This is a genomic window from Solirhodobacter sp., assembly GCF_964715405.1.
The window spans coordinates 1-15,389 of sequence record NZ_CBAICG010000032.1; the positions used below are offsets into that span (position 1 = coordinate 1).

A 15,389-nucleotide genomic window follows, 5' to 3' on the forward strand; every position below is an offset into this window, starting at 1 on the left:
CATCATCGGGGTGAAGCCCATCGCCTTCGCCCGCGCAACCTGCTTTTTCAGCACCGCGCGCGGCGAATGGGCGACCTCGTCGTGGCCGTGATGGTCCAGCACGTCGGCCAGCACCAGCGCGGTGCCCTCCAGCCACGGCACCCGGTGCAGCGTCGTCATGTCCGGGCGCAGCGTGTAATCGCCGTAGCCGCCCGCCCAGCTTGAGGCCGCGTAGCCCTGCACCGGCGTCATATCCATGTCAACCGCCAGCAGGTAGTTGCAGCAATGCGTCTCGTGCCACGAGGTCTCGATGAAGTTGCGGGCGTGGAACCGCTTGCCCATCAGGCGTCCCTGCATGTCGACCATGCAGGCCACCACCGTGTCGATGCGCCCCGCCTCAACCTCTTCCTTCAGCTCCTCGAACGTCAGATTTCCGGCCATGTCCGTTTCCCTCTGTTGTAATGCCGACAGAGCCATGCCCCGCCGGTCGTGTGTCTTTTCAGGTGCGCAGCGCCCGCGCCGGGGCCGCCGTCACGCGCGCCACCGCCCGCGCCAGCACCGGCGCCAACCGCTCGGCCACCGCGTCCTGCGCCGCCGCCGTCACAATCAGGTCGTTGCGCAGTTCCAGCATCACGTTCAGCAGCCCATAGGGCAGCGCCTGCAACTTCAGCGTATGGGTCACATCGTCCGCCGCCGAATAGGGCGCGTTCATCTCGGACCGCAGCCCAAGGGTTGCGCGCGCCTCGTCCAGCACCGCCCCGGCCAGCCGCGCATCGGCGTCGTGGATCACGCCGAACTCCACCGCCCGCGGGGTGCCGAACCAGACCGGCGTGAAGCTGTGAATGGTCACGATCACCGGTGCCGGGCCGAGCGTCAGGCGCCGCGCGATCTCGGCATGCAGCCCGTCGTGGAACGGCAGATAGACCGCCGCCACCCGCCGCGCGCGCGCAGTGGCCGTCAGCCCTGCATTGCCCGGCACCCTGTGCATCTCCGACCGTTCCGCGATGGCGCCCGACGCATCGGGCGGCCGGTTGCAGTCGTAGACCAGCCGCGAGACCGGGGCATGCACCAGCCCGGCATTCAGCCGCCGCGCCAGTCCGCGCGCCAGCGCCAGCGCGCCCGGATCCCAGGCGATATGCGCCTGACGCAGCCCCTCGCTCAGCCCCAGCCCGCCGAATGCGGCAGGGATCAGGTTGCTGGCGTGTTCGCAAACCACCAGAACCGGCCCCGGCGCCTCGCGCGCTTCGACCACGGCGGGATAGGTCTCTTGTTGTGCAGGGCCCGGCATCGGACATGTCGCCTTGGTTCGGATTTGTGACAAGGCTGACCTCAGGCCCGCAGGACTGTCAAGATTGTTTCTTCCGGATATTTCCTGTTACAAACTTTCCAGAACGCGCTATGCCAGAGTGACGCGGCCCCGCACGGCCGCACAGCGGAGGAACCGGATGAGCGACGGCGGCGCGACGATCGATCGGCACCTGCGGGCCAGCTTCACCACCTTCACCCGGGCCGAGCGTCAGCTTGCCAACCACATCCTCGGCAACTACCCGGTCGCCGCGCTCGGCTCGATCACCGCGCTCGCCAAGGCGGCCGATGTCTCCACCCCCACGGTGGTCCGCCTGGTGCAGAAACTCGGCTTCAAGGGCTACCCGGATTTTCAGGGCAACCTGCGCACCGAGGTCGAAGAGATGCTGGTCTCGCCGCTGGCCAAGCACGACCGCTGGACCGGCGGGGTGCCCGACACGCATATCCTCAACCGCTTCGCCGATGCGGTAATGGGCAACCTGCAAGCCACGCTGGCCCATGTCGACCACGCCGAGTTCGATACCGCCTGCGACCTGCTGGCCGACCCTGCCCGCAAGATCGTGGCGCTGGGCGGGCGCATCACCCATGCGATGGCGGATTATTTCGTCACGCACATGAAGGTCGTCCGCCCCGGCGTCGCGCTGATGTCCGAACTGTCCGGCGCCTGGCCCGCCGCGCTGATCGACGTGAACCCCGGCGACGTGCTGGTGGTGTTCGACATCCGCCGCTACGAAAACACCGTGCTCGGCATCGTCGAGATGGCGGTGGAGCAGGGCGCCGAGGTGGTGCTGTTCACTGATCAGTGGCTCTCGCCCGCCGCCGCCTTCGCCCGCCACGTCTTCCCCGCGCATGTCGAGGCGCCCTCGGCCTGGGATTCCACCGTCGCGATCCTCGTGCTGGTGGAAACCCTGATGGCGGGGGTCGAGGCGCGGACCTGGACCGATACCGAGGCGCGGATGAAGCGGCTGGAGGGGCTTTACGACCGCGCCCGCTTCTTCCGCCGCTTCAAGTAGCCGCCGCAGCGCGCGCCCGCGCGCCCGACAGCGCATTTCCGGCAATCGCCGCCAGCAGGATCGTGCCGCCGGTCAGCGCGCCGGGCGTGGCCTTCTCGCCCAGAAACACCCAGACCCAGACCGGCCCCAGCATCACCTCGGTCATGCTGAACAGCGCCAGTTCGCCGGCGGGCACCACCCGGCTGCCCAGCGTGTAGATCACCATCCCGCTCGCCAGCAGCCCGGCCCCCATCGCCATCGCGATGCCCGCGTCGCGCGGGGCCAGGGCCAGCGTGCCCGCGCCCGACCAGATCGCCACCGCTGCCAGCGCGATGGTGAAGACGCCGCCCAGCAGCACCGCCGGATACATGTCGCCGACCCGGCCCCAGCGCAGCGCCACGGTGAAGCTGGCAAACCCCAGCGCCGAGATCAGCGCGGCCGCGTCGCCCGCCAGCGCGCCGCCTTCCAGCCCCTCGCGCACCATCACCGCGATGCCCACGGCGGCCAGCCCGATCGCGGCCCAGGTCGCCGGGCGCACCCGTTCGCCCAGCACGATCCGCCCCAGCAGCGCCGAAAAGAACGGCGAGGCGGAATAAAGGAACACCGCATTCGCCACGCTCGTGGTCTGAATCGCATAGATCGCGCCGAGGAAGGCGAAGATCAGCCCGCCGCCGCCGATCACCCCGGCCACCCCCGCGCCCCGGATCACCGCCCAGGGCCGCCCGCCCGACCGCAGCGCGATGAAGGCCAGCAGCACCGGCACCATGCCCAGGGACCGGTAGAACACCACCGCCCAGGTGCCCGCCTCGGGGATCATGCGGATCGCCAACCCCATGAACGACCACAGCACCCCCGCCGCCAGCACCATCGCCACGCCCGCCCGGTATCCCATCCGCGCCTCCCTTTGGCGCAGAAGGCACGCAGGGCCGACCGCCGTCGCGCCGGTTCCCGACCGCCGCCCGCCGCTTTCGGCGCCTGCTCCCCGCCGCGCCGGATCGGCGTCAACGTCGGTGCAACGTCGGTGTGGTTTCGGTGCGGTTTCTGTGTCCCGATTTTGCAGCCGCCCCAACGGCTTGCGCGCCCGGTGCTCAATACCCCCGCGCGCGGTCCACCTGATGCAGGAACGCCTCCCCAGCCTCGCCGCGCCGGATGTTTTCGGCCACCATCCGGCTTGCACTTTCCGCCCGCGTATCCGCCGCGATGTGCGGCGTCACCGTCACCCCGGGATGCGCCCAGAACGGATGCCCCGGCGGCAGCGGCTCCCGCCGGAACACATCAAGCGTGGCATGCGCCAGTTGCCCGCTGTCCAGCGCCGCCAGCAGCGCCGCGTCGTCGATCAGCGGGCCGCGCCCCGGATTGATGACGAAGCCCCCCCGCGCCATCCGGCCGATCCGCTCGGCGTTCAGCAGGTTCTCCGTCTCGGCTGTCAGCGGCAGCAGCAGCACCACGACCTGCGCCCCCGTCAGCGCCATCTCCAGCCCTTCGGCGCCGGAAAGACACGTGATTCCAGGCACTTGCTTCGGTGTCCGGCTCCACCCCGTCACCGGAAAATTCAGCGCCGCCAGCGCCTGCCCGCAGGCGGCACCCAACTCGCCCAGGCCCAGGATCGTCACCGGCCGCTCGCGCGCGATGGGCGGGATCAGGTGATTTCGCCACACCCCGTCCTGATGCAGGATGTGCTGGTCGATCCCCAGATGGTGGCGCAGCACGTGACCCACCACATATTCCACCATGCCGTCGGTCAGCGCCGGGTCCACCATGCGGCACAGCGGCTGCGTCAGCGTCGGGTTGCCCACGATTCGCTCCACCCCCGCCCAGAGGTTCAGCACCGCCTTGCAGCGCACATAGGGCGTGAAGTCCGCAATCGTCCCGCCCGGCGCGAAGATCACATAATCCGCCGCCTCCGGCGCCATCTCCTCCGCCATCTCCACATCGAGCCCCGCCCCCGCAAAGGCCCGCGCCAGCGGCTCCCGGTATTCCGGCCACAGCTTTGGCCCTGCCGCGAATTGCACCTGGATCGGCATCGACACCCCTCCCGAAGCGCACCGAACCTGCGGCGCCGCTCCTTCTAACCTCTTTTCGCATTGGTGAAAATATCCTCGGGGGTGTGGGGGCAGACAGCCCCCGCCGCCACCCTTATCGCCCGCGCGGGCGGTGGATATGCGCGCTCTGCACGATCCCGAAAGCCGCCATCAGGACCAGCATCGCCGAGCCGCCATAGGACACCAACGGCAGCGGCACCCCCACCACCGGGGCAAGGCCCATCACCATCGACATGTTGACCGCGAAGTAGAAGAAGAACGTCGCCGCCACCCCCAGCGTCAGGAGTGCGCCAAACCGGTCCTTGTTGTTCAGCGCGGAATGCACGCAGAACATGACGATCAGCGCGTAAAGCATCAAAAGCGAAATCGTGCCGACAAAGCCGAACTCCTCGCCCAGCGTGGTAAAGATGAAGTCGGTATGTTTCTCGGGCAGGAAGTTCAGCCGCGATTGCGTGCCTTGCAGAAACCCGCGCCCGACCCAGCCGCCCGACCCCAGCGCGATCTTGGCCTGGCTGATGTGGTAGCCCGCGCCCAGCGGGTCCGATCCGGGGTCGAGGAAGATGTCGATCCGCTTGAACTGGTAGTCCTTCAGCAACTGCCAGGGCGTGCCGCGCGACGTCATCACCGCCGCCACGAGGCCGACGCCTGCGCCCAGCACGACACCGAAATACCACAGGCTGACGCCTGCCACGAACATCACGACGCCGCCGCCCAGCAACAGCAGGATCGCGGTGCCAAGGTCGGGCTGCTTGAGCACCAGCGCCATCGGGACCAGGATCAGGATCACCGGAACCAGAACCCAGAACGGGCGCGAGGTCTTCTTCACGTCGAGCCAGTCGTAATACGAGGCCAGCAGCATCACCAAAGTGATCTTGGCCAGTTCCGACGGTTGCAGCCGCATGAAGCCAAGGTCGATCCAGCGCTGGGCGCCCATGCCGACCGAACCCGCGACATCGACCAGCACCAGCAACAGCAGCGAGACCAGATAGGCCACCCCCGAGATGTTGCGCCAGAACCAGATCGGCACGAAGGCGAAGGTGAACATGATCGCAAGGCCGAGGACGAACCGCTGAATCTGCGGCAGCGCCCAGGGCTGCAACGATCCGCCCGCCACCGAATAGAGCATCAGGAAGCCGACCGAGGACACCGCGATCAACAGCACGACCAGCGCCCAGTTCAGGTAAAGCACCTTGCGCAGCCCGGTCGGGACGGTCTTGACGTTATATTCAAGATAACTCATGTCCGCACCCGCGACAGCGCGCCGACGCTGAAGTCGCGCAACTGCAAGGCCTTCTGCTCGCTGTCGACGGTGCTGCGAACGCTGGCCGGAAAGGCCGTGAGCGGCGGCAGCCCGCCGCTGAGCGCGAACAGGACGATGTCGCGCGCCATCGGGGCGGCCTGATGCTCGGCACCACCATGTTCGACCACGACCGACACCGCGACCTGCGGCGCGTCATAAGGGGCGTAGCAGACAAAGAGCGCATGATCGCGCTGGTTCCACGGCACCTTGTCATTCGCGATCACGCCGGTTTCGCGCTCGGCGGCCGAAATGTTGCGCACCTGGCTGGTGCCGGTCTTGCCGGCCATGATCATGTGCGGGTCTTCGATCCGGGCGCCGCGGGCGGTGCCGCGGGCGCCGTTCACCACGCCCCAGATGCCCGCCCGCACCGCCGCGAGCGCGGCCTGATCCATCCCGAGCGGGTGGGCCGGCACGATCGGCGCCTCGACCCCGTTCACCGATTTGATCAGCCGCGGCAGCACGGCCGCACCCGAGGCAAGCCGCATCACCATCACCGCCAGTTGCAGCGGCGAGGACAGCACATAGCCCTGACCGATGGCCGCGTTGATCGTGTCGCCGATCAGCCAGTCCTGCTTGCGGTACTTCTTCTTCCAGTCCTTGTTCGGGTTCAGGCCCTCGGCGATGGCCGACATCGGCAGGTCGTGCCTGACGCCCAGACCCATTGTCGCCGCCATCGCGCTGATCGCCTCGATCCCGCAGCGTTGCGCCACCGTGTAGAAGAACACGTCGCAGGATTGTGTCAGCGCGTCCTCCAGATCGACGACGCCATGCCCGCCGTGGTTCCAGCAGTGGAACCGCCGACCGCTGACGTCGATGTAGCCGGGACAGCGGATCTTGTCGGTGACCTTCAGCGCGCCCGCTTTCATCGCCGCCAGCGCGGTGATGATCTTGAAGGTCGAGCCCGGCGGATAGATGCCCTGCACCGCCTTGTTGGCCAGCGGCCGGTGGTCGTTGCTCATGTAGGTCTGGTAGTCGGCCGTCGAGATGCCGCGCACGAACTTGTTGGGGTCGAACGACGGCGACGACACGCAGGCGAGGATGTCGCCGGTGGCGATCTCGATCGCCACGGCTGCCGCACTCTGGTCGCCCAGCCGGGCCAGAGTGTAGTTTTGCAGCTTGGCATCGATCGTCAGTTGCAGGTTTTCGCCGGGCTGGCCGTCCTTGCGGTCCAGCTCGCGCATCACCCGCCCGACCGAGTTGACCTCGATCTGCTTGGTGCCCGCCGAGCCGCGCAGCGCATCCTCCATCAGCGCCTCGACCCCGATCTTGCCGATCTGGAATTTCGGGATCTGCAACAGCGGGTCGGGGTTGTCGATCTTGGCCAGATCGGATTCGCTGACCGGGCCGACATAGCCCACCACATGCGCCAGATCCTCGACCAGCGGGTAGTGCCGCGACAGCCCCACCTCGGGCGTGATGCCGGGCAGGGCGGGCGCGTTCACCGCGACGCGCGACAACTCGTCCCAGCTCAGCCGGTCCGACACCGTGATCGGCACGAAGGCGCTGTGGCGCTTGATGTCGCGCTCGGTGCGGGCGATGTCGTCCTCGCTCAGCGGGATCAGGTCGGCAAGGCGGCGCAGCACGCCGTCGACCTCGCCGCCGACATCCTCGCGCACGATCACCGCGCTGAAATTCTGCTCGTTGCCCGCCAGCGGGATGCCGTTGCGGTCGAAGATCAGGCCGCGCGCGGGCGGGATCAGCCGCAGGTTGATCCGGTTCTGGTCCGACAGCATGCGGTACTGGTCCGCCTCGGACACCTGCATCTGCCGCATCCGCAGCGTCAGCCCGCCGACCAGCGCGGCCTGACCCACGCCCAGCAGCAGGGCGCGGCGGCTGATCTTGCGCGCGCTGTCCTCGGTATCCTTGGGCGAGCGTCTCACATCCGCCTCCCAAGCGCGTCAACCTCGCCGGTGGCGGCCTTGCGCAGCCCGAAGGCCAGCCGCGACAGCCCCACCACGACCGGGTAGCACAGGATCGAGCCGAGCAGTTGCAGCGCCACCAGCGACAGCGGCGGCTCGTCGAGGAAGGCCACCGCATAGGCCAGCCGGTAAGCCAGCGCCATGGCGATCATCACGGTCGACACCATCGCCCATTCCATCGCCAGCCCAAGCTCGCGCGTCAGCGCCTCGCGCGAGCGCAGGAACTCGGTGCCCATCAGCACGATCACCGCCCAGAGGCCGGGCGGGCGCATCAGCAGGAAATCCTCCATCAGGAAGACCGCCGCGATCAGCAGCACCGGGACATAATCCGGTCGCCGCAGCACCCAGACCAGGGTGATGGAGGTCAGAAGGTCCGGCCCCGGCAGGGTGGTCGGCAGCGTGCGGATCGGCAGGATGCGCACCACCACCAGCAGGACGGCAATCGCAACGTAAAGGCCGCGGAAGCCCCAGCGTGGGCTGATGACCGGCCTAGCCATTGGTTTTCGTCGCCGTTTCGGGTGGCTGCGGCGGCACCGGAGGCGCGATCAGACTGCCGGGATCGGTGACATGTTCGGCGGCATGGCTGCGCAGCACGCGCAGGAAATCCAGCCGCTCGTAGTCCGCCGCCAACCGCACCTTCAGCCGCCGGTCCGGCCCCTCGGCGACCTGCCCGACCAGCAGGCCGGCGGGGAACACTCCGCCGTCGCCCGACGACACGACCTGATCGCCCGGCCGCACGAGATCGGGGTTTTCCACGAAGTCGATCGGCGGAATCGCGGTGTTGTCGCCTTGCAGCAGCGCGTGCTGCCCCGAAGGCTCGATCGTCACCGGAATGCGGCTGTTGGAGTCGGTCAGCAGGATCACCCGGCTCGTCGTCTCGCCGACGCCCGAGATGCGCCCGACCAGCCCCAGCCCGTCCATCACCGCCCAGCCATCCATGATGCCGTCGCGCGCGCCGACGTTCAGCAGCACCGACTGGCGGAAGGGCGAGCCCGAGTCGGCCAGCACCACGCCGGTGACATGCGTCAGGCTGGGGTCGAGCCGCACCTGATTGAGGTCCAGCAGCTTGGCGTTCTTCTGTTCCAGTTGCAGGGCCGCCTCTTTCCACGCCTTCATCTGCTGCAACTCGCGCCGCAGTTCCTGGTTCTGTTCATAGATGCGGGCATAGGACTGAAAGCCCTCGGCCATCACCGTGACGCGGGTAACCGGCAGCATCAGCCAGGAAAAGCTCGGCACGAAACGATCCACCAGCGCGGTGCGGAAACGTTCCACCCGCGGGCTGTCGACCCGCCACAGCAGGAAAAGCGCGATCAGGAAAACCGCCGTCAGCCCCACCAGAATACGCCGGATGGGCCTGACGAAATCTTCCTGTCCATTTCTGTCTTTCGCCACGGCTGCCTCGCCTCTGGCGCCAAGTCCCGGCCGACGGCCCGGCTTCAGCTATCGTAGTCTATGACATGCCGCAGTTGCTTCTCGTATTCCAGCGCCTTGCCGGTTCCGAGAGCGACACAATTCAGCGACTCGTTGGCGACCGAGATGGAAAGCCCGGTCTGCTCGCGCAGCGCCAGATCCAGCTCGCCCAGCAACGCGCCGCCACCCGTCAGCATCACGCCACGGTCGACGATATCGGCCGCAAGATCGGGCGGCGTCGCTTCCAGCGCGATCATCACCGCCTCGCAGATTTGCTGCACCGGTTCGGCCAGCGCCTCGGCGACCTGCGCCTGGTTGATCTCGGTTTCCTTCGGCACGCCGTTCAGAAGGTCGCGGCCCCGGATCATCATCGAGGCGCCGCGCCCGTCGTCGGGCATCCGCGCCGTGCCGATCGAGGTCTTGATCCGCTCGGCCGTCGACTCGCCGACCAGCAGGTTGTGCTGGCGCCGAAGGTAGCTGATGATCGCCTCGTCCATCCGGTCGCCGCCGACGCGCACCGAGCGGGCATAGACGATATCGCCCAGGCTCAGTACCGCCACCTCGGTGGTGCCGCCGCCGATGTCCACGATCATGCTGCCGGTCGGGTCGGTGATCGGCATCCCGGCGCCGATGGCCGCCGCGATCGGCTCGGCGATCAGCCCGGCGCGCCGGGCACCGGCCGACAGAACCGACTGGCGAATGGCCCGCTTTTCCACCGGCGTCGCGCCGTAGGGCACGCAGACGATGACCTTCGGCCTGGCGAAGGTCGATCGCTTGTGCACCTTGCGCATGAAATGCTTGATCATCTCTTCGGCCACGTCGAAGTCGGCGATCACGCCGTCGCGCATCGGGCGGATCGCCTCGATGCTGCCGGGGGTGCGGCCGAGCATCAGTTTGGCGTCCTCGCCCACCGCCAGAACCTGCTTCTTGCCGTCCTTGACGTGGTAGGCCACGACCGAGGGCTCGTTCAGGATGATGCCGCGACCCTTGACGTAGATCAGCGTGTTCGCCGTGCCGAGGTCGATCGCCATGTCCGACGAGAATAAACCGGAGAGCCAACCCATGCTGAGGTGATCCTGTCTTGCGCAATAATAATCAGACCCGCGACTCGAACGAGGCAGGCCGGGCGTCCTTATAGGCGGCGCCCCGAACGAGGGAAAGGGGCAGGTGCCGCGGCGACGGCGCCTTCCCGCCACATCTTCGGCATCGCTCCGAAACGAGGGGCGCCATCACGGGGAAATGCGATCGCCCGGCAGGTTTCTTGCCTTCCGGGCGTGCCGGGGCGGGCGCATGACTTTCTGACCCACATGATGCTGATGACCAGCGGCGCCGCCCACCACCCGGCGCGCGGGCCTTCACGCGCATCGCTGCCTTGGCGAGATGTTGGCGCGGATCGAGATGGAGGAGGCGCTGCCGGCGCTGACCACCGGGGCTCAGGGGCTGCAGGTGGTGCAGGCGCCGGTCATGCTGGGCTATGGCGGCCTGCGCAAGATCACGCCGATGACGGCCCGGATCGCCTGAGCGACCCGGGCCGTTCAGGCGATCAGAGCGTGGCGCGCGCGGCCTCGGCCGGTTTCGTCTTTTGTCGCCGCAGGATCAGCTTGTTCAGCGCGTTGACGTAGGCTTTCGCGCTGGCCACCACGGTGTCGGTATCGGCCGACTGCCCGGTGACCATCTTGCCGTCCTCCTCCATCCGCACGGAAACGGTGGCTTGCGCGTCGGTGCCTTCGGTCACCGCGTGCACCTGATAAAGCTGCAACCGCGCGGTGTGCGGAAAGAGCGCCTTGACCGCCGCGAAGGTGGCATCAACCGGCCCGTCGCCGGTGGCGTGGACGCTGTGGTCCACCCCGTCGATCGTCATCGTCAGGTCGGCGGTCTGCGGGCCCTCGGTGCCGCAGACCACGCGCAGATGCTTGATCTGCATGAAGTCGTTCTTTTCGTTCGTCGAACTGTCCTGCATCAGCGCGATCAGGTCGTCTTCGTAGACTTCCTTCTTGCGGTCGGCCAAAGCCTTGAACCGCACGAACACATCGGCAAGCTGGTTGTCGGCCAGTTCATAGCCCAGATCGGCGAGCTTTGCGCGCAGCGCCGCGCGGCCCGAATGCTTGCCCATCACCAGATTGGTCTCGGCGAGGCCGATGTCGGTCGGCCGCATGATCTCGAACGTCTCGGCGTTCTTCAGCATCCCGTCCTGATGGATGCCGCTTTCATGCGCGAAGGCGTTCTTGCCGACGATGGCCTTGTTGAACTGCACCGGAAAGCCGGACACGGTGGCGACCTTGCGGCTGATGTTCATGATCTTGGTGGTATCGACGCCGGTGCGGTAGGGCATGATGTCGTTGCGCACCTTCAGCGCCATCACCACCTCTTCCAGCGCGGTGTTGCCCGCGCGTTCGCCCAGCCCGTTGATCGTGCACTCGATCTGCCGCGCGCCGGCCTCCACCGCCGCCAGCGCGTTCGCGGTCGCCATGCCGAGGTCGTTGTGGCAATGGGTGGCAAAGACCACCTTGTCGGCGCCCGGCACCCGCTCCAGCAGCATCCGGATCAGCGCGGCGCTTTCGCGCGGCGCGGTGTAGCCCACGGTATCGGGGATGTTGATCGTGGTGGCGCCCGCCCTGATGGCAATCTCCACCGTGCGGCAGAGATAGTCGTGTTCCGTGCGCGTCGCATCCATCGGCGACCACTGCACGTTGTCGCACAGATTGCGGGCATGGGTGACGGTGGCGTGGATGCGCTCGGCCATCTGGTCCATGGTCAGGTTCGGGATCGCGCGGTGCAGCGGCGAGGTGCCGATGAAGGTGTGGATGCGCGGCCGTTTCGCGTGCTTCACCGCCTCCCAGCAGCGGTCGATATCGCCCATGCTGGCGCGGGCGAGGCCGCAGATCACCGCGTTTTTCGCCTGCCGGGCAATGTCACTGACCGCCTCGAAATCGCCGATCGAGGCGATCGGGAACCCGGCCTCGATGATGTCCACGCCCATCTCGTCGAGGAGCGTCGCGATCTCCAGCTTTTCCTCATGCGTCATGGTCGCGCCGGGCGACTGTTCGCCATCGCGCAGCGTGGTGTCGAAGATCAGCACGCGGTCCTGGTCAGAGGGCAGGATGCGGGCGGCTTTGGGGGTATCGGTCATTGGTCTGTCTCTTTGCTGGTCTCTTGGCGTCGTGCTTGCGGGCGCTGGTCACCTCCGAGCGGTCGCACCCAAGGGGCACGCTCAGAGGCAGCCAAGAAGCAGAAGCCCACGGGCGGGCAGGAGGCCATGAGCCCCCGAGGCAAAGGAAATGATCAACGCCCGTGTCATGGAGCGAAACTATAAGGACGGATCGGGAAAAGGGAAGGGCGAATTTGCCCCGGCCGGATCAGATCCCGTGGCTGCGGCCATAGGCGTTCCGCGCCGGGCTTTCCCAGCCGGTCAGCGCGCCCGGCTCTGGCCGGAACACCTCGACCAGCAGCGGGTGGCAGGCGGCGGCATCGCTGGAATGTTCCGCCGAACAATCGCCGCCGGGGCAGGCCGACAGGCCGCCCAGCAGGTCGATCTCGGCGAAGAACTCCAGATGGTCGCCAGGGCGCACCGGGCTCGCCTTCATGAAATACTGCCCGGTATCGCGGGTGAAGCCGGTGCACATGAAGACGTTCAGCACGTCATGCACCAGCGCCTCGGCCTCAAACAGCGGCAGGTTGCGGGCCTGCGCCAAGGCGCGGGTCAGGTTGGAATGGCAGCAATGGTGATACTCTCCCCCCGACAGCAGCCGATGCGTATAGGGGTCGCAGCGCGTCCCGATCACGTCATGCACCGACCCGCCGAAGGCATCGAAGCCGTACCAGTCGAGCGTATCGGCGGTGATGGTCGCCATCGGCCGCAGGCTGGGAAACGTCGACCACATCCGGTCGCCGGTCGACAGATGCGTGCCATGCAGCGCCCGCGTCTTGCCGGAATAGAAACGTTCCGTCAGATCACCCGCGGCCCACAGGTTCAGATCGCCCACCTGCGGGCCTTCGACGCAAGTGATGCGGAAGAAATGGCCCGCCGGAACATCGAAACACCGCGCCTCGCGCGGCGGCACGAGGGTCTCGCCGGTCTTCACCGCGCCCTTCCGCACGCGGCGATAAAGGCCAAGATCCGGCCGGGGCAGGCTGGCCACCGGGTAGCAGATCACCGGCGCAACCGCCTTGCGGGCGGCGGCATCGGCGGGCAGGGCGGTCTCGGGGGTGCTCAGCTTCATTTCGGCTCCTTGCGGGTCGCGGCCACGATGCGGCGCGCCCTCTGGATCGTCAAGCCGGGGACGATTTCAGGCACTGGCGCGGCTGCTTGCCCGGCGCCAGATCGCAGACCGCGCCGCAGGCCGCGCACCGGAACCGCCCGCCGCCGCCCTCGGCGCGCCAGCGGCATTCGCGGGTCAGCGTCGACCCGCGCCGCATCAGCCACATGCCGACAAAGACCGCGATGATGACGAAGGGAAACAGCGCCATGACTACACCTGTGGCAATGCGGCCGGATCGGCGATCCAGCCTTCAAGCGGGTCGGCGTGGGGCGGGCCATCGGTCGCGTATCCCTGCCGGAACGCCCAGGCCGCCTGCAGCGCGCAGATCAGCGCATCCAGCCGGTCGCCGGTCGGGTCCGCCGCCGGATCGGGCGGCGCCTGAACCGTGATCCCGTCGAACCGCGCACTCCCCGCCTCGCCGCACAGCACCGCCAGCAACCGGCGGCGCGCCTCGGCCTGCGCCCCGCTCTGCTTCGCCGGATCGTCCGCCTTGTAGCTGACCCGCCCGATCAGATCGCGGGCGACGATGCCGGGGTAGGCTTCGACGCAGGTCCGCGCCTCATCGCCCGAGTGCAGCCCCGGCACATGCACCCCGGCCGCCAGCAGACGCGGCGCACCTTCGTGGAACATCAGGCCGACCGGCGTGTAGTCGATCGTCTGCGGGCTTTGCGACCGGCAGCGGCCATCGACGCCGCGCCGGTGGTGCTTGTCCCCCGGCGCCCGACCCGTCCGGTAGCCGGTGAGGTCATCGCGGAACTGAGCACGGGTCAGGGTGCCGACATGCCCGACATAGCCCGCCCAAGTCTCCACCCCCGGCCAGCCGATCCCCGACAGAAACCGGCGCGCCTGCGCGAAGGGGAAGTCGAACCCGGCCACCCAGGGGCCGGGCGTGCGCAGCAGCGCCTCAAACCCGCCCAGCGAGTCGAAGCTGTCCATCCGCTCCAGCGTCAGCGTTTGACCCACAAGCCTGCACACCGCACAAGTGATCGGCTTGGCCCGCGTCGGCGTGCTGGTGAAGTCTATCCCGAAAATCCGCATCCCCCCTCCAGACGAAAAGGCCCCGCCGCAACGGGGCCGCTCCGGGGTCGATGGGGCTGGCTCACACCACCCGTTCCACCATCAGCTTCTTGATCTCGGCAATCGCCTTGGCCGGGTTCAGCCCCTTCGGGCAGGTCTTGGTGCAGTTCATGATGGTGTGGCAGCGGTAAAGCTTGAACGGGTCTTCCAGATCGTCCAGCCGCTCGCCGGTGGCTTCATCGCGGCTGTCGATGATCCAGCGGTAGGCGTGCAAGAGCGCGGCCGGCCCAAGATACTTGTCGCCGTTCCACCAGTAGCTGGGGCAGGAGGTGCTGCAGCAGGCGCACATCACGCATTCGTAAAGCCCGTCCAGCTTGGCGCGGTCGTCGATCGACTGGCGCCACTCTTTCACCGGGCTGTTCGTCTTGGTTTCCAGCCAGGGCATGATGCTGGCGTGTTGGGCGTAGAACTGCGTCAGGTCGGGCACCAGATCGCGCACCACCGGCATGTGCGGCAGCGGGTAGATCTTCACGTCGCCCTTGATCTCGTCCAGGCCATAGATGCAGGCCAGCGTGTTGATCCCGTCGATGTTCATCGCGCAACTGCCGCAGATGCCCTCGCGGCACGACCGGCGGAAGGTCAGCGTGGGGTCGATCTCGTTCTTGATCTTGATCAGCGCGTCCAGAACCATCGGGCCGCACTTGTCCATGTCGACGAAATAGGTATCCACCCGCGGGTTCTCGCCGTCATCCGGCGTCCAGCGATAGATCATGAACTTGCGGACGTTCTTGCCATCCGGCTGCGGCCAGGTCTTGCCGGTGCGGATCTTCGAGTTCTTGGGAAGCGTGAACTGGACCATCGGTCATCCCCTCCAATCGGGTCTGTCATAGAGCGGCCGGCGCGGCGGCTGGCCGGATTCCTGCTGGACGCAGGACGCATAGACCAGCGCGGGGTCGCGCCCCAGCAAATAGTCGGAACTGATCGTGACATCCGCCCCCGCAAGGCGCGCGCCGCCGCTGCCGAGGCCCAGCGCGACGGTGCCGCGCGGGTGGCTGGCCAGTTGCGCGGTGCGAAAGCAATCGGCCTCGGCCTGCTCGACCGTCACCGGGCCGCAGGCGGCCGACAGGGCCACCAGTGTCAGCGCGCAGGCCGGGGCGGCGCGCATC

The 15,389-nt window shown here is 67.7% G+C and carries 16 protein-coding genes and 1 pseudogene; 2 read left to right on the forward strand and 15 right to left on the reverse strand.

Features of this window, described 5'->3' with window-relative positions:
• Both AC11WY_RS13845 and AC11WY_RS13850 read right to left on the reverse strand, forming a co-directional pair.
• Positions 1–420 (reverse strand): annotated as a pseudogene (locus AC11WY_RS13845) (glutamine synthetase); the annotation flags it as partial.
• Positions 421–478: 58 nt separating this feature from the next.
• Positions 479–1,267 (reverse strand): N-formylglutamate amidohydrolase, encoded by a 789-nt coding sequence (locus AC11WY_RS13850; protein ID WP_482926466.1) that lies wholly within the window; start codon positions 1,265–1,267, stop codon positions 479–481.
• 157 nt (positions 1,268–1,424) lie between these two features.
• On the opposite strand from AC11WY_RS13850, the gene AC11WY_RS13855 reads away from it, so the two are divergent.
• Positions 1,425–2,297: a MurR/RpiR family transcriptional regulator gene (locus AC11WY_RS13855; RefSeq protein WP_482926468.1), complete on the forward strand. Its 873-nt coding sequence runs from the start codon at positions 1,425–1,427 to the stop codon at positions 2,295–2,297.
• Here the strand turns inward: AC11WY_RS13855 and AC11WY_RS13860 are convergent.
• From AC11WY_RS13860 to AC11WY_RS13890, 7 genes are all read right to left on the reverse strand, one after another.
• The gene (locus AC11WY_RS13860; RefSeq protein WP_482926470.1) at positions 2,290–3,168 is read right to left on the reverse strand and encodes a DMT family transporter; all 879 of its coding nucleotides are present in this window, start codon (positions 3,166–3,168) and stop codon (positions 2,290–2,292) included. The genes AC11WY_RS13855 and AC11WY_RS13860 overlap by 8 nt on opposite strands.
• A gap of 196 nt (positions 3,169–3,364) precedes the next feature.
• The gene (locus AC11WY_RS13865) at positions 3,365–4,300 is read right to left on the reverse strand and encodes a 2-hydroxyacid dehydrogenase (protein ID WP_482926472.1); all 936 of its coding nucleotides are present in this window, start codon (positions 4,298–4,300) and stop codon (positions 3,365–3,367) included.
• Positions 4,301–4,412: 112 nt separating this feature from the next.
• On the reverse strand, positions 4,413–5,558 hold the full coding sequence (rodA, locus tag AC11WY_RS13870) for a rod shape-determining protein RodA (protein ID WP_482926474.1): 1,146 nt from the start codon (positions 5,556–5,558) through the stop codon (positions 4,413–4,415).
• The gene (mrdA, locus tag AC11WY_RS13875) at positions 5,555–7,498 is read right to left on the reverse strand and encodes a penicillin-binding protein 2 (RefSeq protein WP_482926476.1); all 1,944 of its coding nucleotides are present in this window, start codon (positions 7,496–7,498) and stop codon (positions 5,555–5,557) included. Before mrdA ends, rodA begins: the two co-directional genes overlap by 4 nt.
• A complete protein-coding gene (locus AC11WY_RS13880; RefSeq protein WP_482926478.1) occupies positions 7,495–8,034 on the reverse strand; it encodes a rod shape-determining protein MreD in 540 nt (179 codons plus the stop codon). Before AC11WY_RS13880 ends, mrdA begins: the two co-directional genes overlap by 4 nt.
• Positions 8,027–8,929 (reverse strand): rod shape-determining protein MreC, encoded by a 903-nt coding sequence (gene mreC, locus AC11WY_RS13885; RefSeq protein ID WP_482926480.1) that lies wholly within the window; start codon positions 8,927–8,929, stop codon positions 8,027–8,029. The genes AC11WY_RS13880 and mreC overlap by 8 nt, the downstream gene beginning before the upstream one ends.
• A 44-nt stretch (positions 8,930–8,973) precedes the next feature.
• Positions 8,974–10,011, reverse strand: a complete 1,038-nt coding sequence (locus AC11WY_RS13890) for a rod shape-determining protein (RefSeq protein ID WP_482926482.1) — start codon at positions 10,009–10,011, stop codon at positions 8,974–8,976.
• 319 nt (positions 10,012–10,330) lie between these two features.
• Here AC11WY_RS13890 and AC11WY_RS13895 point away from each other — a divergent pair, with 319 nt between their 5' ends.
• Positions 10,331–10,468 (forward strand): hypothetical protein, encoded by a 138-nt coding sequence (locus tag AC11WY_RS13895; protein WP_482926484.1) that lies wholly within the window; start codon positions 10,331–10,333, stop codon positions 10,466–10,468.
• A 22-nt stretch (positions 10,469–10,490) separates the two neighbouring features.
• Here AC11WY_RS13895 and AC11WY_RS13900 read toward each other — a convergent pair whose 3' ends face one another.
• The 6 genes from AC11WY_RS13900 to AC11WY_RS13925 all read right to left on the reverse strand — a co-directional run bounded on the left by AC11WY_RS13900 (position 10,491) and on the right by AC11WY_RS13925 (position 15,388).
• A complete protein-coding gene (locus AC11WY_RS13900) occupies positions 10,491–12,077 on the reverse strand; it encodes a 2-isopropylmalate synthase (protein ID WP_482926486.1) in 1,587 nt (528 codons plus the stop codon).
• 226 nt (positions 12,078–12,303) lie between these two features.
• Positions 12,304–13,167 carry an urea carboxylase-associated family protein gene (locus AC11WY_RS13905; RefSeq protein WP_482926488.1) on the reverse strand — a complete coding sequence of 288 codons (864 nt, stop codon included), beginning with the start codon at positions 13,165–13,167 and terminating at the stop codon, positions 12,304–12,306.
• 49 nt (positions 13,168–13,216) lie between these two features.
• Positions 13,217–13,414 (reverse strand): hypothetical protein, encoded by a 198-nt coding sequence (locus AC11WY_RS13910; protein WP_482926490.1) that lies wholly within the window; start codon positions 13,412–13,414, stop codon positions 13,217–13,219.
• 2 nt (positions 13,415–13,416) lie between these two features.
• Positions 13,417–14,244 carry a DUF429 domain-containing protein gene (locus AC11WY_RS13915; RefSeq protein ID WP_482926492.1) on the reverse strand — a complete coding sequence of 276 codons (828 nt, stop codon included), beginning with the start codon at positions 14,242–14,244 and terminating at the stop codon, positions 13,417–13,419.
• A gap of 61 nt (positions 14,245–14,305) precedes the next feature.
• Complete coding sequence (locus AC11WY_RS13920) at positions 14,306–15,082, reverse strand: succinate dehydrogenase iron-sulfur subunit (protein ID WP_482926494.1); 777 nt, start codon at positions 15,080–15,082, stop codon at positions 14,306–14,308.
• A gap of 3 nt (positions 15,083–15,085) precedes the next feature.
• Positions 15,086–15,388, reverse strand: coding sequence for a hypothetical protein (locus AC11WY_RS13925; RefSeq protein WP_482926496.1), 303 nt, complete (start codon positions 15,386–15,388; stop codon positions 15,086–15,088).
• Position 15,389 lies beyond the last annotated feature (1 nt).